The organism is Evansella sp. AB-rgal1 (assembly GCF_041820985.1).
GTDB lineage: Bacteria > Bacillota > Bacilli > Bacillales > Salisediminibacteriaceae > Evansella.
In genome coordinates this window covers 123,114-142,803 of the sequence record NZ_JBGUAU010000004.1, presented here as the reverse complement: position 1 = coordinate 142,803, position 19,690 = coordinate 123,114, and the positions used below count along the sequence as shown (strand labels likewise).

The 19,690-nt window shown below is 35.1% G+C and carries 18 protein-coding genes; 2 read left to right on the top strand and 16 right to left on the bottom strand.

The window, feature by feature from the left end; translation table 11 throughout:
• Positions 1–131: 131 nt before the first annotated feature.
• The 16 genes from ACERII_RS04690 to ACERII_RS04615 form a co-directional block, all read right to left on the bottom strand.
• Positions 132–890, bottom strand: coding sequence for an iron ABC transporter ATP-binding protein (locus ACERII_RS04690; protein ID WP_373640434.1), 759 nt, complete (start codon positions 888–890; stop codon positions 132–134).
• Positions 884–1,831, bottom strand: coding sequence for an iron chelate uptake ABC transporter family permease subunit (locus ACERII_RS04685; RefSeq protein ID WP_373640433.1), 948 nt, complete (start codon positions 1,829–1,831; stop codon positions 884–886). Before ACERII_RS04685 ends, ACERII_RS04690 begins: the two co-directional genes overlap by 7 nt.
• Positions 1,821–2,774 carry an ABC transporter permease gene (locus ACERII_RS04680; protein ID WP_373640432.1) on the bottom strand — a complete coding sequence of 318 codons (954 nt, stop codon included), beginning with the start codon at positions 2,772–2,774 and terminating at the stop codon, positions 1,821–1,823. Before ACERII_RS04680 ends, ACERII_RS04685 begins: the two co-directional genes overlap by 11 nt.
• Positions 2,775–3,303: 529 nt before the next feature.
• Positions 3,304–4,650, bottom strand: coding sequence for an ABC transporter substrate-binding protein (locus tag ACERII_RS04675; RefSeq protein ID WP_373640430.1), 1,347 nt, complete (start codon positions 4,648–4,650; stop codon positions 3,304–3,306).
• Between the two features lie 123 nt (positions 4,651–4,773).
• Positions 4,774–7,437 (bottom strand): putative bifunctional diguanylate cyclase/phosphodiesterase, encoded by a 2,664-nt coding sequence (locus ACERII_RS04670; RefSeq protein ID WP_373640429.1) that lies wholly within the window; start codon positions 7,435–7,437, stop codon positions 4,774–4,776.
• 359 nt (positions 7,438–7,796) lie between these two features.
• Complete coding sequence (locus ACERII_RS04665) at positions 7,797–8,789, bottom strand: Gfo/Idh/MocA family protein (RefSeq protein WP_373640428.1); 993 nt, start codon at positions 8,787–8,789, stop codon at positions 7,797–7,799.
• Positions 8,790–9,136: 347 nt separating this feature from the next.
• Positions 9,137–9,985, bottom strand: coding sequence for a manganese catalase (locus ACERII_RS04660; protein WP_373640427.1), 849 nt, complete (start codon positions 9,983–9,985; stop codon positions 9,137–9,139).
• A gap of 332 nt (positions 9,986–10,317) precedes the next feature.
• Positions 10,318–11,175, bottom strand: coding sequence for a LysR family transcriptional regulator (locus tag ACERII_RS04655; RefSeq protein ID WP_373640425.1), 858 nt, complete (start codon positions 11,173–11,175; stop codon positions 10,318–10,320).
• Between the two features lie 872 nt (positions 11,176–12,047).
• The gene (locus ACERII_RS04650) at positions 12,048–12,215 is read right to left on the bottom strand and encodes a hypothetical protein (RefSeq protein ID WP_373640423.1); all 168 of its coding nucleotides are present in this window, start codon (positions 12,213–12,215) and stop codon (positions 12,048–12,050) included.
• A 116-nt stretch (positions 12,216–12,331) separates the two neighbouring features.
• Positions 12,332–14,113: an arsenical pump-driving ATPase gene (gene arsA / locus ACERII_RS04645; RefSeq protein ID WP_373640421.1), complete on the bottom strand. Its 1,782-nt coding sequence runs from the start codon at positions 14,111–14,113 to the stop codon at positions 12,332–12,334.
• 28 nt (positions 14,114–14,141) lie between these two features.
• Complete coding sequence (gene arsD, locus ACERII_RS04640) at positions 14,142–14,495, bottom strand: arsenite efflux transporter metallochaperone ArsD (protein WP_373640420.1); 354 nt, start codon at positions 14,493–14,495, stop codon at positions 14,142–14,144.
• A 57-nt stretch (positions 14,496–14,552) separates the two neighbouring features.
• A complete protein-coding gene (gene arsC / locus ACERII_RS04635) occupies positions 14,553–14,972 on the bottom strand; it encodes an arsenate reductase (thioredoxin) (protein WP_373640419.1) in 420 nt (139 codons plus the stop codon).
• A gap of 99 nt (positions 14,973–15,071) precedes the next feature.
• A complete protein-coding gene (arsB, locus tag ACERII_RS04630; RefSeq protein ID WP_373640418.1) occupies positions 15,072–16,145 on the bottom strand; it encodes an ACR3 family arsenite efflux transporter in 1,074 nt (357 codons plus the stop codon).
• Positions 16,146–16,166: 21 nt separating this feature from the next.
• Positions 16,167–16,514, bottom strand: a complete 348-nt coding sequence (locus ACERII_RS04625) for an ArsR/SmtB family transcription factor (RefSeq protein WP_373640417.1) — start codon at positions 16,512–16,514, stop codon at positions 16,167–16,169.
• A 132-nt stretch (positions 16,515–16,646) separates the two neighbouring features.
• On the bottom strand, positions 16,647–16,781 hold the full coding sequence (locus ACERII_RS04620; protein WP_373640415.1) for a hypothetical protein: 135 nt from the start codon (positions 16,779–16,781) through the stop codon (positions 16,647–16,649).
• Positions 16,782–16,957: 176 nt separating this feature from the next.
• Complete coding sequence (locus tag ACERII_RS04615; protein ID WP_373640413.1) at positions 16,958–17,683, bottom strand: TraR/DksA C4-type zinc finger protein; 726 nt, start codon at positions 17,681–17,683, stop codon at positions 16,958–16,960.
• Between the two features lie 429 nt (positions 17,684–18,112).
• On the opposite strand from ACERII_RS04615, the gene ACERII_RS04610 reads away from it, so the two are divergent.
• Together ACERII_RS04610 and ACERII_RS04605 are read left to right on the top strand one after the other, a co-directional pair.
• Entirely contained in the window at positions 18,113–18,742 is a 630-nt protein-coding gene (locus ACERII_RS04610) for a TlpA family protein disulfide reductase (RefSeq protein WP_373640410.1), read from the top strand.
• A gap of 509 nt (positions 18,743–19,251) precedes the next feature.
• Positions 19,252–19,677, top strand: coding sequence for a DUF4064 domain-containing protein (locus ACERII_RS04605; RefSeq protein ID WP_373640409.1), 426 nt, complete (start codon positions 19,252–19,254; stop codon positions 19,675–19,677).
• The last annotated feature ends 13 nt before the right edge of the window (positions 19,678–19,690 follow it).

The window sequence follows — 19,690 nt, the reverse complement described above, 5'->3', positions numbered from 1 at the left end:
GTCTTTTAGTAAATACCATACCCTTGTATTGTATATTAACAGGATGGAATTAGCCGTTGTAAGAACGATTAATCTATTAATAGAAATTGGACTCTGATCTCAATAACTACATTGTATTTTTCTGATTAATTTTACGTAAAGTAAACGCAAATCTTGCAGTTATTCACGTTTTGAATGGACATATCCATATCATAGATTTCTTTCAGAACAGCGTTGTTGATTATTTCGTCTGTTCTGCCTTCTTTCACGATCTTCCCGTCTTTGAGAGCAACGATTCGATCAGCATAACAAGAAGCAAAGTTGATATCATGAATTACAATTACAATCGTTTTACCTAACTCATCGACCATACGGCGCAGAACTTTCATTATTTGTACAGAGTGCTTCATGTCGAGATTATTTAGCGGTTCATCTAACAAGATATATTCCGTATCTTGAGCAAGAACCATCGCAATGTACGCTCTTTGTCGCTGTCCACCAGATAACTGATCCAAATATTTATCTTGGATATCCTCTAGCTCTAAATAACGAATTGCTTCATCTACATACTTCCAGTCTTCCTTTGTTAAGTTCCCTTGTGAATACGGAAAACGACCGAAGGAAACGAGATCACGGATAGATAGACGAATATTTATATGATTGGACTGTTTTAATATGGAAATCTTTTTCGCAAGATCATTGCTATTACATTGTTCGATTTCTTTGTCATCTATTAATACTTGACCACTGTCTTTCATGATAATTCTACTAATCATGGAAAGTAGTGTACTTTTTCCTGCACCATTCGGTCCAATAAATGCAGTAATGTTTTGTTTTTGTACCTTTACCGATACATCATCGACAACTTTCTTTTCCGCATACTTTTTTGTTAAACTCAATGCTTCTACCATTCTTTTCTCTCCCTTAACAATAAGTATAAGAAATAGACACCACCAGCAAAGTTCACGATTACACTTAATGTCGTATTAAATGTAAATACTCGCTCCACTATCCACTGCCCACCAACTAAAGCAGTAATACTAATAAATATGGCCCCTGTAATTAAATACTTATGTTGGTATGTTTTCAGAAACTCGTAAGCTACGTTGGCTACTAGTAACCCTAAAAAGGTAATAGGACCAACTAGTGCTGTTGAAATAGATACTAGTATTGCGATAACAACCATTAGCCTTTTTACAACCGCATCATACGGTACACCTAAGTTGATAGCTTGATCCCGTCCTAAGGAGATAACATCTAGATATTTTAAGTACCTATAGGAATACAATGCGATAAGTAAAAACAGAATAATAGAGACTGTAAGAATATCCGAATTAACATTGTTAAAACTTGCAAACATTCGATTTTGTATCGTCATAAATTCGTTTGGATCAATTAAAACTTGCATGAAGGTAGATATACTGGAAAAAAACGTTCCAAATATAATACCAACTAGTAATAGAAAATAGATATTTTGACCCTCACGTTTGAAAAGGAGCTTATAGAATAAAGCTGCAAATATAATCATAATTCCAACTGAAATGGCGAAGTTAAGGTTTTTATTTATTACTGCCATACTCATAGAACCAAAAGAATATATGATAAAGGTTTGAACAAGTACATATAACGAGTCAAACCCAATTATACTCGGCGTTAAGATTCGATTATTAGTAATCGTCTGAAATATAACGGTAGAAAATGCAATCGCTGCTCCCGTAACAGCAATAGCTAATACTTTTATTCCTCGTCTTGGCAGTGCATATTCCCAGTGATTTAACTGATAAAAAAGGAAAAGAGCAACTGCTGCTAATGCTAATATTCCTAGAATGACTGTTTTCCCTTTATAACCCATGATGATTTCTCCTCAATAACATGTACAGGAAGATTCCACTTCCAATTACTCCTACTGTTAATCCAATTGGTATTTCATACGGGAAAATGATTACTCGACCGACAATATCACAAATTAAAACAAAGATTGCTCCTAATAGTGCCGTATATGGTAGATTTCTTCGTAAATTGTCTCCCTTAAAGATTGTTACAATGTTTGGGATGATTAAGCCTAAGAATGGAATTATACCAACTGTTAACACAACAACAGAAGTCATTAACGCAACTATGATTAACCCTATATTCACAACTTGCTTATAGTTTAAGCCAAGGTTAACAGAGAATTCTTCACCCATACCGGCAATTGTGAATTTATTTGCAAATATGTAAGCAATAACTACAAGTGGCATACTGATATATAACATTTCATATCGTCCTGACATCATTAGAGCAAAGTTTCCTTGCAACCACGCGCCTATGTTTTGGATAAGATCATGACGATAGGCAAAAAAAGTTGTAATTGAACCTACAATATTACCAAACATTAAACCTACTAAAGGAATAAATATCGTATCCTTGAACTTTATTTTGTCTAAGATTTTCATAAAAATAAGTGTTCCAGTTAAAGCGAAAACAAAGGCAACAATCATTTTTTGTAAAGGAGTTGCAGAAGAGAATAATAGTAATGAAACCAAAATACCTAGGCGTGCGGAGTCCATTGTTCCCGCGGTTGTAGGTGAGACAAACTTATTACGAGTTAATTGCTGCATAATTAGTCCGCATATACTCATACTCACGCCGGCAATGATGATACTTATTAATCTAGGAAATCTACTAATAAGTAATATTTGTTTTTGTTCGTCTGTTAGATTAAATATATCCAATGGTGAAATGTTTGATACACCAACAAAAAGTGATGTGATTGATAAGATAATTAATAAAATATATAGATATATTAATTTCATAAAAAACTTCAAATCAAGCTTGAAGCCAACCCCCTTTTCAATTTCGTTACTCACATTAATGATATTGATATTCATTATCAATTAGCAATGTCTATTTTATCATCTTACAAAACATAGTCAATACCTAATTATAATATTAATATGGCTAACATTGGTTTTCTCAAGTGATAATGATTATCAAACTCAACAACACCAAGGGGTTGCGACTTTAGAAAAATATGAATATTTTTTACTTTTTTTTAAAATTTTTTTATCTTAAGTCTTCTTAGTATTAAAAAACAGATAGGCATTTTCCGAACAGTCTCAGTTTAGCTTTTATTTACTTTTTCTAACATTTTTCCTACCTATGCCAATATCACTTCTAATGTCGTATGATCCAAATATGACGTAAGGAAGAAACTGGTCCTGCATCAATCATTACCATGCGTTCAACTAACAAACGATATTTGTAATCAACATCAACGTTTTAAACAGCTAAATATAAACGAAAAAAACGCCAGAGTCCTCCGGCGTTTCATTGAATAGGAAACTATTGACTTATGTGTCGTAACAAAATTTCCCTTTCTTGACCAAGGGTCATATCCAAAGTTTCTTCAATAGAAACAAGGATCTCATCAGCATCATAACCCCACTCTAACATACCATACATTTTTTCGTACCAAATTTCATTAGCCCTTATGTCTAAAGGTGTTAACGTATGTTCCTTTGTTTGAGCCATTAATTTTTCTATTAGTTCTTGTTCCCTTTGCCCTCCTAGAAACTCACTTTCATAGTCTATGATTTTTGGGTTATTCCTTGAAGGAAGATAACCCATAGTCATACTTTGGAAACCTTCCATTGGTAACTCAAAGGAACTAAATTTAATAAACTCCCATGCCAAGTCCTTATTTTCACTTGCTTCTGGGATAGAAAGAATACTGCTATTCATCCACCCATATACATTAAAGGGTAGTCTAGTCATTCTCCATTTCCCAGCCTGCTCAGGTACCCACTCGTTTAACAATCCTGTACCCCAAGTACCAAGATATAACATTGCATATTGATCGTTTTTAATAGCCTCTTGACCAACTGGACTCCAAATGTCTTTAGAAGAATACAAGGAGTTTTTATGAATAGTCTGTGCCAAGTCTATTGCTTCCAAGAAGGATTCATTATTTCTTTGAAAATTCAAACTGTTGTCAAACATACCTGTACCTGATTCATAGATCCGCAGAACTTCCATAGGCCACTGCACCATCCAAATATTATCTTTTGCTAGCTCTGAGACCATTTCTAGCCAATTAGCTGGATCTTCCATAAAAACAGCTAATTTCTCAGGATCAGCAGGATATCCATATTGTTCCATTATGTCTGCTCTGTAAAATGCTACAAAAGGTGCCGTTACATAAGGTATGCCAATTAGTTGATTTCCATCCAGTGATTTCCCTGTATCCCAAAGTGATTCTGAAAAGTCATTTTCATAGATTCTTGCTTCATAGGGCTCATATAGTAAATTCTCTAGTCCTTCTACTGCTTTGAAATCTCCAATATGCGGACTATCTATTACTACAATATCTGGAGTATTACCCTCAACAAATGATTTGAAATACTCTTGTGGGTAGTTACCATAGGATATAGTTTCTAATTCAATTGTTATTCCATCATGAATTGATTCAAATTGCTCAATAATATTATCCCAACCATCACTGTAATAAGACCACATAGTTAAAATGATATCATCTGGTGACGAGTTGTGATCCACATTTTCTTCTAATGTTGAATCTATAATAGATTCATCTTCATGATAGCTATTATTCTCTTCTTTAACGACACATCCATATATAAAAAAGAGTAAGGTAGAAATACAAAAAACAATGATTTTCTTCCTTTTTATCATCAAACTCCTCACCTTCAACAAAGCAACTAACTTAACATGATTGACACATTATTTATTGATCAATTTCTAATAAGAGTCAGCTGCTCGTTTGATATTAAAATCCTTTTTTCCATACACATAACACTAAACTTCAATTCTATAAAATTTATTATACAGTTCATCATGAGGAATAGGCTTACTAAATAGATATCCTTGCACCTCATCACAATGAATTTGTTGGAGATATTCTAGCTCCTCCATCGTTTCAATTCCTTCTGCAACTACATTTAAGCCTAATGAGTGTGCTAATTGTACGATAAGTTTTACCATAGAAGCCTTCTTCTTATTTACATCGATCCCTCTAATAAATTCCATATCAAGCTTCATTTCATTAATCGGTAAATTAACTAGTTGACTTAAGGAAGAGTAGCCACTACCAAAATCATCAATAGAGATACTAACTCCCATATTTCGTATCCGCTCCATAATGCCTATTACTTCTCCTAAGTTTTTCATAAATACACTTTCTGTTATTTCTATTTGTAAATATTGAGGATCTAAATTAGATAGTTCTAATGCTCTTTTTATCATTTCAATTAATTGACCATGATAAAAATGTTTTGCTGATAAATTAACTGCAATTGGTACTTTCTCTGCACCTAAATCCTGCCATTTTTTGTTCTGTAAACAAGCTGTTTTTAAGCCCCATTCATCCATTCCAAGAATTAATCCAGTTTCTTCTGCCACAGGAATGAAGACTGCTGGTGATACATAACCTAACTCGGGATGTTTCCAACGAATTAATGCTTCAATACTCGATAACTTCCCTGTACTAGTTTTCATTTTCGGTTGGAAATACAACTCAAATTGTTCATCCAGGAGCGCCTCTTGAAGCCCATGATTTAATGTCATTCGCAATGATAGCTCTTCTTTCATAAACTCATCAAAGAACTGGATATAATTCCTTCCCTTTTCTTTTGCACTATACATTGCCATATCTGCGTACTTTACTAAGGTGTCCAAATCATTTCCATCTGTAGGGTATAAGCTTACACCAACACTCGTAGTAACATACAATGACAAACCATTGATATTAATAGGATCAGAGAAGATAGATATTATTTCGTCCCCTAACTTAATAACCTCTTCTTTATTTTTTGCTTGGAAAATTACAACAAACTCATCTCCACCTAATCGAAAAACTCTTGTATAGTCATCCTGCAATAAATTCAGCTTCTTGGCTACTAAACGTAATAATTCATCTCCTACAACATGACCTAACGTATCATTGATTTGTTTAAATTGATTTAAATCCATAAACAAAACACCAATAACATCATCTATTGATTTATCTTTATTAATCAATTGCCTTAAAGTATTTTGAAAATATTGACGGTTAGGTAGTCCCGTTAGTGAGTCATAATATGCGAACTCAAATAATTTTTCTTCTGATTTTTGTAGAATATTTGTTTGTGCTTTTAATTTCTGATTCATCAATTCACCGTTTTGAAATAGTTGGTTTAACTGCTTGGACATATGTTTGAAATTAATTGTTAGTTTATTTATCTCTTCTAAGCTACTTTCTGGCCACTCAACCTTTTGATTCGTCTGTAATTTCATGGGTAATCCAGTAGTAGAATTTGTTAATTGATTTAATGTATTAACTAAGAAACGTTTTATAATAAACGATAATACAAGTGCACTTACCAAAAAGAAAAGTAACAGTCTAAATTGTTCTAAAAAATAGATAAACATGTCACCTTGATAAGCAATTATAGGAAATATTAGAGTTGCCTGCATACTTGGATGGATTCCCTCTTCAAAGTATACATAGTTACCTTCACTCCATCTTGCTAGAGAGTAATTTTGAGCTTTTTCCTCAGATAAAAAAAGAGAAAGATTATTTGTTACAGCAACTTCTATTTCATGTTGTCTAATATCAAGTGGTAGCCTTTGCTGTATATCACTAGCACTTGCAGCAAGGACAGTATTATTATTGTTAGTAATAGCTATTTCAGATTTATTTTGTGAAGCAAAATAGCTTACTCTATCCTGAAGCTGACCTATTTGTACTGTTCCAAATAACATCAATTTGTTTAATTCGTCATGACTCCAACCTTCTAATTCTCTCCTAATTGTTGATATTTGATTTTCCGCCTGTTGTTGTATCTCAATCTCCGTTTTCTCCTGTGTGTTCCAGCTTGTATAAGCCATGTTCAGTAAAAAAGGGATAAATATAACAGCCATAAGCATAGAAGAAATAATCTGATGAAAATAAAATACATTCCTCTTTGATTCTCTTGGATTTAATAGGTTATTAAAAGGGATATATGTTACTAACATATCAGCTATTAACGCATTAAATACTCCGTTCGTTAAAGACATACATAATAAAACGTAAAGCTGTGTGTTACTGATATCTCCGAAAAAATCAAAATAATAAAGACCAATGGAAACAGGAATTCCTAAGACGATCCAAAAGGCACCAGCTAAAAGTACCATATTATTCATTTTCTTATAAACAATGAAAAGTCCGATAAAAAGTACCTCTGCTATTGTAATAAGATTCCAAATGCTATCTCCATAGAAAAAAACAGCTATTAAATGGATGATTGATGCAGAAATAATCATCCAACGTATACCAAAAGTCCTGAATAGAAGTAGTAAGAAAATACTATAAAAAGAAAAACTTATTCCGTAAACAAATTCAACCGGGGACATTCTTGAAAATAACCCAAGCAAAAATAAAATTGTATATAGAATAGTCATTCGAACCCTTTTAGACAGGTATGAAGACTCTGTAGACATAAAAATAAGTACCTCCTCTATATTTCTCCTAGGTATATTTTTATATGAAACAACTAATACATACTGTGAATTTACTATACGAGTAATACCTTATTAACCAGTTTACTCCACATACCCTGTTACAATAATACTAGTGCATTCAATAAATTAAACCTTTATTCTAAAATTTATTTCAAAAAACGACATTTTTTTCTCCTATCTATATCATTATAATTGTAACAGCTTAAATGTTCAGTAGTTTTTTGAAATAAGTTAAACAGATAAAGCATTAGTAGTTTTTCAAAGCAACTAGTAAAACCAAAAAATGGTGTGCCAAAAGGTTTATTTACCCTCTCGCACACCATTTTTAAGTTTGATTTCTATAATTTTATTGGTGCATTGGTTTCCATTGATGCATAAAGAGACTCAATGACTTTTAAGTTATGATATGTTTGCTCTCCCGTATAGGAAGGTGATTTTTTTTCTAAAATACAACTTGAAAAGTGTTCCATTTGTATTTTATACTGATCACCTTCCACACGTTCTTCTCGAACTACTTCGCTGTGATCATTTTTTATTAATAAAAATCCGTCACTACTATCAGGTTTTGCATCCGGTCGAAATGCAAATGGAACTTCTATGGAACCTTTTGTACCAACTACTTCATATCTGTTAGATCGAGGTTGCTCAAAGCTACAATCAATAGTTGCTAAAACAGATCCGAAATGTAATACCCCTGTTGAGGTTAGATCTACCCCAAGCTTTGGATCTACATTACTGTTTAAGTAAACTTGTTCTGGTTCTCTCTCTAGAAGTAAACGACTTACATGAACACAATAGCATCCAACATCGAATAAGCTTCCGCCACCTAATTTCGCATTTAGGCGAATGTTATTGCTTTCTAAGTCTATAGGGAAGGAGAAAGTCGAGCGGATAAGTTTAATTTCACCTATTTCTCCACTCTTCATTATTTCTTTTACTCTGTCGTGCTGCGGATGGAATTGGTACATGAATGCTTCCATAAAAAAGACATTATTTTCTTCACAACCCTGAATCATTTCCTTTACTTCCTCTGCTGTAATTCCTGCTGGTTTTTCCACTAACACATGTTTTTTATGTTTTGCTGTTTCAATAACCCATTCTTTATGTAAACTATTTGGTAACGGAATATAAACTGCATCGATATCAGGATCGTTCAAAAGTTCCAAATACGAATTGTAAAACTTCGCCGCTCCCCATTCTTCGGCTGTCTTTTGGGCTTTTCCACTTTCACTTGCTACGGCTACTAATTCAGCATTCTCTGCTTTTTGTAAAGCTGGAACAATTGCCTTTGCGGCAATGTTAGCACTACTTAAAATACCCCATTTTATCATAACTTTTCCTCCTTAGATATTTTACTTTATTATGACATAAGTAGAGGGAAAAATTAAATTTTTATAGAACAACTTTTAAACGCTAAATTGAAGAAGAGGCTGGGACAAAAGTGTTTTCAACAAAGAGAAATCCGAACGAAATGATTCTTGGTATACTATTCACTGCAGAAAAATACTTCGCTTTCCGCGGACGGCTGGTGAGCCGCCGAGCGCTTAAGCACTCTTGGGGTCTTACCCTTGCCTTTTGATCCCGCCGGAGTCTTCTGATATTTCCTCCGCTAAGGTTACCTGGTTCGTCTTTTCAATGTTACACTTTCGTTATGTCCCAGCCTCTCCATTATTTTAAACTAATTATTATCCTTATTTTCTTCCGAGCGAATTGTAGGTAATGTGTTATGCGTATATTTCGGAGCTGGTTTTAAGAAAGGCTTCTCGCCAAATGCAGGTGGTTGTGAATAATACTTAAAGCTTCCTTGGCTATCCATACTCTTACCATGAGCCCATCTACCTTTACTGCTCTGTTCTCCTTCTGATAAGTTATAGAAGTCATAAGCAACTTCATTTTTCTCTAAATGTTTAGGGAACGTACTCGGTACAACAATATTCTCTTGTGCTTCTAGTTCCGCAATTGCAGCTTTCCACATATTTTGATGCATTGTATCTCTGGCAATTAAGAATGATAACATGTCCTTTACGCCAGGGTCATTCGCTGCTTCATATAAACGAACTGCTTGAAGTCTTCCTTGTGATTCAGCAGTTAAGTTGGCGCGAAAATCTGCTAATAAGTTTCCACTTGCTCCAATGTAGGCAGCAGTCCAAGGATTCCCTACACTATCTGCTGGTAGTGCACCTAATCCAGAGACAATTGCATGTTGAGGATTCATTCCACCTAAAACAGCCCCTAATACTGGATCTTTTGCAGCTGTTTCTTGGTCTCCTATTGGTGCTCCATCAAGTAATCTTGCAATCATAGTAGCTAGCATTTCTACATGAGCCAATTCCTCTGTTCCTACATCCATTAACATATCTCTGTATTTTTCAGAACCACGTGTGTTCCACCCTTGGAATAAATATTGTAATGCAACTGATATCTCCCCATATTGACCACCTAGAATCTCTTGTAATTGCTTTGCAAAAAGAGGATCTGGGCATTGGGGTTTTGCATCGTATTGTAATTCCTTAATATGATAAAACATAAATTGACATCTCCTTAAGTAAGAATTTCTTCTTTACTAAGTAATTCACTAAGGCATGTCAAAGTTCCAATTCTCTTTAAAAAAGTCTGCTCTTGTAACACCTACCACAAGACCAGGTTAAATTTATGAGTTGGTTGTTGCTGATTCTTTAGGGTTCTCTCGTTTCTGCGTTTCCTCATATGTGATAGCAAATGACTCAGGATTATTCGTTAACGCTTCTATTCGTAATGCCCAAAAAGCTGTCATTATCTAAGTCGGTTACTAGTTTAATTATTGCTTCGCTCAATGAAATTCCTATTTCTATGAAAAATCATGATTGATTGCAAAATTAATTACTTATTTGATTCGGAATCTATTAAATCAATAAAGGCTTTTGCTTGAGGTAGCTTGTCTATATTATTTGAATACGTTATCCACGTTTCCCGAGTAAGTGCTTCCCCCCCCATAACTAAAGGCTGATAAGTGTATTCTTCACCTAAATCACCTAATGCAGTCTCTGGAAGAACTGCCATTCCCATTCCACTTTTCATTAGCTGCTTACATGTCTCAATTTGATCTACTTTAATCATTTGAGAAAACAACACTTGATCATTCTCAATAAACCACCTTTGTACCGCTGATTGTAAAACATCATCGCCTTGAAACGCGATCAACGGACGTGGATTAGATTGTTGTTTCTCAAATTTTTTCAAGTCTATAAGAAATAAGCGATCAGAGAATAAATGCTGACAAGGCTGATGGTTAATCTTCTCACCACGGATAATTGCAATATGATAATCCAAAAAGTTTTTTCGTAAATCATTACTTAAACCTGTCGTTAAGTTCACCTGTACTTTTGGGTACATATCAATATACTTTTCAAGTACTGGTGGCAATACATACTGACCAATCACAGAAGAAACACCTAATGAAAGTACGCCTCCCACTTCCCCTAATAAAGAATTGACTTCATCCCTAATACGTCTTTCTTCTAGTATCATTTCTTTTGCAAATCCAACTACTTTTTCACCTGCTGGCGTTAATAGTAATTGTTTTGGAGTGCGAATAAACAATTCCACTCCCCAATCCCGTTCTATATGCTTTAATCGCTGACTTATGGCAGGTTGCGAGATCATTAAATTGGTTGCCGCACTTCGAATAGTTCCTGTTTTGCTTAACTCCACTAATAAACGATAATCATCTATTTTCATCTTTTTCACCTTATTCTATTAATTTATATAACGTTATACTTTTATCTATTAATAATTCTGTTTACCGTGTCTCCCCTGAAAATACTGGGTTATTGGTAGTCAAACTTATCTAGTATGACCAACTTTGTTGGTTTATATTCCATTCGCTACAGTCCACTCCTTTCCGTGGGGAGTTGCCGAGCCTCCTCGAACGCAAGCGTTCTGCGGTGTCTCGCCTTTACTCTACTTCCCACAGGAGTTCGTGGACCTACGCTCATTTCCATATAAAGTGCAGAGTACTAACTATTACTCATAACGTATTTTCATCCGTCATGGTCCATATATCCCTTACACGGTAGTCTGCCTCAAATTGAATGATGCCTTATAGTATATTTTAACCTTCCTCCATCATTATAGAAAGTGTTCCAACTCAGTTTAGTACCTATGCAAATGGTGCTGAAAGGCTAAACATTTCAACTAATAACAGCTAATTAACATAACACAATTTGCAATATACCTTTAATTATGCTACAATATTTAAGTACTATATGTACATGGTTTTTTACTTTTCATTAAAAATTACGTGTCTCTGAAATATATTTGATTGGAATCTTGTAACACACTCTGAGTAGCCTTATCTACACTGGCATGGTCTCGGAATCATAAGGACGAAAGAGAGGTAGGGCTTTCGTTATTTAAGTAGTACAAAGAGCAATACAAAGATCTACCGCGGCAATAAAAAGTGAAAAATTATAAAAAGGGTGGACCGACATATAATCGATTCACCCTTTTTTCTATTGCGTTTAGGTTGGGCAACATTGTGCTGAGCTAGTCATTCTCCGAGGGGATGCAAAGGTTTTTTGTGTGGGCCACCCACCATCTCGAGTCGAACCTTAACAGCAATCTTCCATTCCTTTTAAAAGTAAACCACCTTGACCATTTCTCTCTTCATAGTCTAACGTTAGATTTACTGTTTGAGATTTTATCACAGGATCAATTGCAACCGAGATCCCGTTAATTTCTACTACATCGTCTCCACTTTCGGGCTCTTCCAGAGCCACGCCAATTCGTGGACTGCCTCAGCCCATGCCTGCAAAATACATGCGAAGAGTACTCTTTTCTTCTCTTTCCATTACTCCAAGTAAAAAATCCTTTGCTTCATTAGAAATATTCATTATTACTCCTCCTCTTCAACGAGTTTCTTTAATGTATCTAACCCTACTACTTCTTCTTCCATCCATGGAATCAATACGACTTCTTTTTCTTGGTTTTCCAAGACAAGCTCAATCCAAGTTTGTTCTGCCTTTGCTCGTGTACGTAGAATAGGATTCTTTGTATGTGATGCAGCAAAGCTTTGATTTATTACCCAACAGCTTGGTGTTAGTCCTGCACGTACTAAATCATTTTGTAATCTCGATGCTTCTAGCACAGGCGTTGCTTCAGGTAAAGTGACGATAACAACATCCGTTTCCTCCCTATTTCTTAGACGAGGTAACAATTTTTTGACGGAATCAGGAACGTCTCCAGTAGAGCGTTCAATCTCTTGAAAATAGGACTGAGATGCATCCAAAAGCAATAAAGTATGACCAGTTGGTGCTGTATCAATAATAACAAATTCATCCTCCGCTCGGTCAACCACCTTACTAAATGCTTGGAAAATAGCAATTTCTTCTGTGCATGGAGAATGTAAGTCTTCTTGCAAATATGCTAAACCAGCCTCGTCTAAATCAGCACCTGCAGTCTCCAGTACACTCTTTCTGTACGATTCTACTTCTTTAACAGGATCTATTCTACTTATTGTTACTTGCTCACTAATACTATTATTTCGCATTACATATTCTATATGTGCTGCTGGATCTGTTGTTGTTAAATGTACCTTTTTCCCTTTCATTGCAAGTCCAACTGCAATAGCAGAAGCAACCGTTGTTTTCCCGACGCCACCTTTGCCCATGGTCATGACCACACCATGATCTTTTTCCGACAAGCGTTCTACAAGAACATGTAATCTAGGAAGTGGGGCTAGTTCCACATCTTCCTCCATTGTTATTTGATCATCTTGATATGAATAGTGAAAAAACTTTCGCAAAGCTTCTATTCCAGTTAAAGCAAATGGAATGTATGGAAGCTCGTACATTGGAAGTCTGCGAAGTTCTTCGCTCATTTCTTTATTAGCTTCTTGCTGACGATAATAAAACTTATTAGCTACTTCGTCATCGTTGTCAGTTAACTGAAACACCCCATTAATAACAACCAGTTGATTTGTTAATCCCACTTCGAATAGTTCCTTTGCCGCTCGTTCTCCTTCAGAAATTGCTGACTTATCAAGTTTTGTGACAAGAATAAGGGTTGTCTTCCGTCTATCCGCTAATGCATCTACTGCCGCTTCATATAATGCTTTTTTTTCACCAAGGCCTGATAAAGGTCCTAAACACGAAGCTCCGTGCATACTCTCTTCTAAAAAGCCAGACCATGCTGTTGGTAGCTGAAGCAATCGTAATGTATGACCTGTAGGTGCCGTATCAAAGATAATGAAGTCAAAGCGATCTTTGATTTCATCATCCGTTAATAGATGAGAGAACTCGTCGAATGCGGCAATTTCTACCGTACAAGCTCCTGATAGCTGTTCTTCCATTTGAGCAACTACTGGTGCAGGAAGCTTCTCTCGATAGGGGCCAACCACCTTTTCTCGATAGGTAGCAGCAGCTTCTTCTGGATCTATATTCACTGCGTATAAACCAGGGGCACTCTCCACTTGTTGGATGTGCGACCCTACTTCCATAGAAAATACATCTTGCAAATTGGAAGCTGGATCTGTACTAACAATAAGAACTTGTTTCCCCTCATCCGCTAGTGATACTGCGGTTGCACAAGCTGTAGAGGTTTTCCCGACACCACCTTTACCAGTAAAAAATAAGAATGGCGTATTTTCAATGGCTTTCGTGTTAAACAATGGATACAAGGTAATCATCCTTTTATGTTATTTCTTATTAAAGCAAATTAAATTTCCCACGCTTTTCCTCTTTTTTCATTAGATACTGTTCGGATATACCCGTCCAATCCGCTAACTCACTATTCGTTGGATACTTCCCTACTTTCTTCACTTCACCATCTACAAGAACAAGAGGCAATGCGTCGAGTTCCTTTTCTTGAAGCATTGCTTGAACCTTTGGCTCTTCCACAAATTCGTTAGGTTCACTTCCTAAGTTATATCGTTTAATATCTACACCTTTTTTTTGAAGTAAAAAAATGGCAGTTGCAATTCTCGTTAATTCAGGATCAACACTAGGTCCACATACACCAGTTGGGCAACATAGCGCTGGGTCATATACTCTAATTTTCATTTAAGGTTCCCCCTCTTCTCTATATAGGAAAAAGCCGAATAAATTCGGCTCCACATTTTATTTTCCTGTTTCCGCAAATGTTTTAATCCGATCTCCAATTTCATCACGAACTCGTTGGAAAACAGACCACTTTTCTTCATCAGTACCTTCCGCTTTGGCTGGATCATCAAACCCCCAGTGGACACGGTCTTTGTTTGGTGGAGTTGCTGGACATACGTCATTCGCATGACCACACAAAGTTACAACTAAATCTGCTCTCTCTAGCAATTCTTGGTCGATGGTATCAGATGTTTGATCTGTAATATCAATCTCAACTTCTTGCATTGCTTTTACCGCTTTTGGATTCACACCATGTGCTTCAATTCCTGCAGAATACACATCGTATTTCTCTCCTAAATATTTTTTACCCCAAGCTTCTGCCATTTGGCTTCTGCAAGAATTTCCTGTACATAAGAAATAGATAATTGGTTTTGTCATTTTGAAAACTCCTTTTGTATTGTTATATGGTTATCGCGTATTTGTACGATTTTTGTATTTTGTGTGAATTTATACGATTGAGCCATGTTTCTGTGGTAACTATTTTACTAAGCTACTCTCCGGAAACCAATGCTTCGTTTTATTTGCTATACGCACTAAATAAAGCATAAGCGGAACCTCTACAAGTACACCAACTACGGTAACGAGTGCTGCACCATGATTTAATCCGAAAAGAGCGATGGCAACTGCTACTGCCAATTCAAAGAAGTTACTCGTTCCAATCATTGCCGCTGGTGCTGCAATGCTGTGTTTGATTCTCCACCACTTCGCCCAAAAATAAGCCACTGCAAAGATAAATAATGTTTGAATAATTAATGGAACAGAAATGAGTACAATGTGTAGTGGGTTATTTAAAATAACATCACCTTGGAAAGAGAATAGAATAATTAACGTTAATAATAGTCCAATGATGGTAAAGTTTCCTGCCTTTTTTAGATACACTTGCTCAAACCACTCGACACCCTTATTTTTTACAATGAGTACACGAGAAATCCATCCTGCTACTAATGGGATAACGATAAACAATAATACTGATAAAAATACTGTGTCTAACGGAACAATAACATTATTTACTCGTAAAAGAAGCGCAACGATAGGACCGTAAGCAAAGATTAAAATAAGATCATTTACCGATACTTGAATTAATGTGTAGCCTGCATCACCTTTCGTTAAGTAACTCCATACAAAAACCATAGCGGTACAAGGTGCCGCTCCTAGTAGCACAGCTCCAGCTATATACTCTGTAGCCAATCCTTCTGGAATAAATGGACTAAATATAAATCGGAAAAACAACCACGCGAAGAAAAACATGGTGAAGGGTTTTATTAGCCAGTTCACAACCAGGGTTATAATGAGGCCTTTTGGTTTCTTCCCTGCATCCACAATGCTAGTAAAATCAATTTTTGCCATCATTGGATATATCATTAACCAAATTAAGATAGCAACTGGAATAGATACTTCTGCATACTTAAACTGATCTAATGTATTTGGAACTACAGGAAAAAATTGCCCTAATGCAATCCCAATAATAATACAAAGAGCTACCCACAAAGTTAAATAGCGTTCAAAAAAACTAAGTCCTTGACCTTTGTTTTCTAATGATCCGTCTGACATTTGTTCACATCCTTCTCTAATCTAATCACAACAAACTCGCATTCCGTTTACTTCCAACTGCTTTATTTGATCTTTTTGATCAGGAATGTGAGTACTAATGCTTTCCACAAGGGGAAATAGTTCCGAATCTTTATTGATTCGATAAAAAATCCATTGACCTTTTCTTCTTTCTTTCACTATTTCAGCTGATTTTAACTTAGCGATATGCTGACTAATGGAAGGCTGACTCATTTTCAACACCTCAACAAGCTCGCAAACACAGCATTCTTCATACATTAAAATGGATACAATCGTTAATCTCGTTTTGTCTCCTAACAATTTTAGTAATTGTGCCCCTTGCTCTATACTAACTTCATGTAGAACGGTCATTTCGGTCACCTCCCCTTACTCCAATTACATTATATAAGCGAATGCTTATATAATCAATCGCTTATATGTAAAGTTTTTATTAATTTTGTTACAAAAAAAATAAACCCTCATTCGGATTTATTTTTCTTGTTTCTAATGTAACCTATACCAGTTAGACATTAATAACATAATAATGACTATGACACCAATATAAGCGAAGCCAATATTCGCTAATTTTTTTAAATAAACAATAGAAAGAACACTATTGGTAAAATCTGATGTAACCATAATGCATTACTCTTCCCTCCTAACTTTTATAGAAAATATTTACTATGTATCGAAATTCATTTTGCAAAACAGGGATATTGTAACATTTTCAACGATATAGCCTTTTCCTACATTACTCCAAAACTCAAATAGGCGCTCCAAGGGTGGCAATCCCTTGAAACACCTTTAGCTATATATTATATTTCATCTTCGTTATTACCATCTAAGATGGATGTTACACTATTATCATCGAGATAATTTTCATACCTTCGATGATCTACACTAACTCCAGAGTATTCTCCTTCCATATTGGCTGTTAAAATTTGTTCTATTTCTTCCACATATCCAACCTGCTCGTCTGATTCCACAAACATGTTGTTGTAGTCTTTTTCCGTATTGTAAAAATCAGATGGAGTTTCTGAAGATCCATAAACACTTACCGCTTGCCATGCATCTTCTGCGTCGAAAAATGTCTCATTTCCATAGCTTTCATCGTATTCATATTGACCAAAAGCTGGATTCAGTATATCTTCTTCCACCGGTCGATTTTCAGAAACATACTTCTCCTCTGTATGCTTGACACAACGTGTTGCAGTTGGAACTACTTCTAATCGCTCTAACGGTATCTCTTCACCGCAAATTTGACAATTTCCGTAGTTTCCTTCCTCTATTGCCTTTAGTGCTCTATCTATTTCTCGAATATGTTGCTCCGAATGTTCATTCAACGCGAGGTCTTTTTCTCGCTCATACAATTCCGTTCCTTGATCTCCTGGATGATTATCATAATTAGATAATTCTCCTACTGATTCTTTTGCATGAGCAAAATCTAATCCGTAGTGTTGACCTTGAAGTCGATCCTCTAATTCCTCTTTCCTTTGAATTAACCCGTCTTTTAATTGATTGATTTGATCTTCTGTATGCAAAGTTACACCTCCAACACGCATATTTTTGCGTACATATATAGTTTGCCTTATTCCCTCCTTATTTCACTACAAACATTTTGGAAGTACATTTGTAAAAAAAGGAATGAATACTGATAAATATAAGAGAGGGTCTTTTCCCATTATCCACAGCTATATCTAAAGAATTCTTCTCATCCTGTTGCCTTAAAAACCACTTCATAATAATGAAGTGGTCGTGGCACTATATTAAAAAAGAACAATGTGTCTGGAGCAAGAATGTAAATTATAAACTATTGTTATTTCAGTGCTTTTCTTGCTAATTGTAACATCACTCAATAACATTTTTTCTTCATTGTAAGCAAGTATTGGTTCTAATTAGTAAACAGTATGGTTGATATATATTATAATAATGTTAGCAGAAATAGTACTTATAAAGTGAGGGTCCACAAATTGAATCAAAAAGGGATTAATTTACTAATTGCTTCCATTGCCATTTTGTTTATCGGATATGTGGTATACGATTATTTCTTTCTAGATACAGATACGAATCAGCAACTTTTAGAGGATTATTTTACTAATCCAGTAAATAATAATGAGACCGAAGATAACACTTATTCTAAGTCAAATGAAGTTGGTGCTTCCTTAGGGAAACTTGCACCCAATGTAACACTCGATGTTTGGCAAGAAAATGAGCAAAAGTCAATTTCAGATTATAAAGGAAGTTTTGTCATTCTGAATGCATGGGCGTCATGGTGTGGTCCTTGTCGTGATGAAATTCCATATTTAATTGAATTCCATGAAAATTACCTCGATGAAAATGTGACAGTCTTAGGAGTAAATATGACCACAACAGAAGCAAGCGAAGAACGAGTAGATAATTTTACAAATGATTTTCAAATGCCATACGATTTAGTAATGGATAGAGAGGGGTTAGTGAGAGATCTATACCGTATAAACTCTATGCCCACCACTATTGTCATTGATCCAGATGGGAGAATTACAGAAAGAAAACTTGGATACGCAACGTATGATATGATTGTGGCAATGTATGAAAGCGCAAGAGAAAAATACGATAACTAAATAGAAAAAGACCAAGTTAGGAATTTCATCTGCTTGGTTTTTTTAAAAGGTAAAAATTTTCAGAATATTAAAATTATTCCTCTGGAAATAGTGGGTAATTAAAACCACTTTTCATTCTATAATAAGAGTGTTAATAAATGCACTAAACACAGGTCAATCAAAAGCCCTAAAATTATTACTCTTATTTCGTTCTTTTTTGAATCCACTGTATAAATTGGATACTTCTTTTTGCCTGGTGTTTTACGGCAGATTCTACATCTTCCTCTTCCTGCATTTTCACCTTTTGGTGAAAAACTGTTATGTACTTTTCGCGCACTAAAATAATTTATCCTTTTACATAAACCTTTAAAACAAGAAAAAATTTTTTATCAAAAGTGTCAACTTTATAATATAATTGTCATAGATTAAGAAATTCCTTTATCAGCTCTATGTAACTTTTCATAGGTTATATGGAAATATAAAGTCTTAGTTATCTATTAGAAAATACATAATGTGAAAGGGGCTTTACAATGAAACGAACTGCTGAGATTATTTTAGGGGTAATTGGTGCAATTGCCTTTAGTATTACTGCATTTATCGGAACAATGCTTATTATTCTGCACGACAATGAAGAAATGGTAAGAGATATATTTTACGAGATAGCTCTAGAGGATCCATCTTTGGCAATAAGTGATATCGATTCATTTATTTCTGTGCTAGGCTCTAGTGGTTGGGTTATTGCCATTGTTAGTTTCTTAGCCGTAGCGTTAGGAATCATTGCTATGATTTTATTAAGAGGAAACAAAAATCCAAAAGTTGCAGCGATTCTTTTTCTTTCCACTTCCATCATTATCGCACTTGTTAGCTTTGGGATCGGACTTTTACCTGGAGTGTTTTATCTAATCGCTGGTATTATGTGTCTTGTTAGAAAAGGAGAACCTTTACTAGAACAGTAGAAAGATAGAGTGA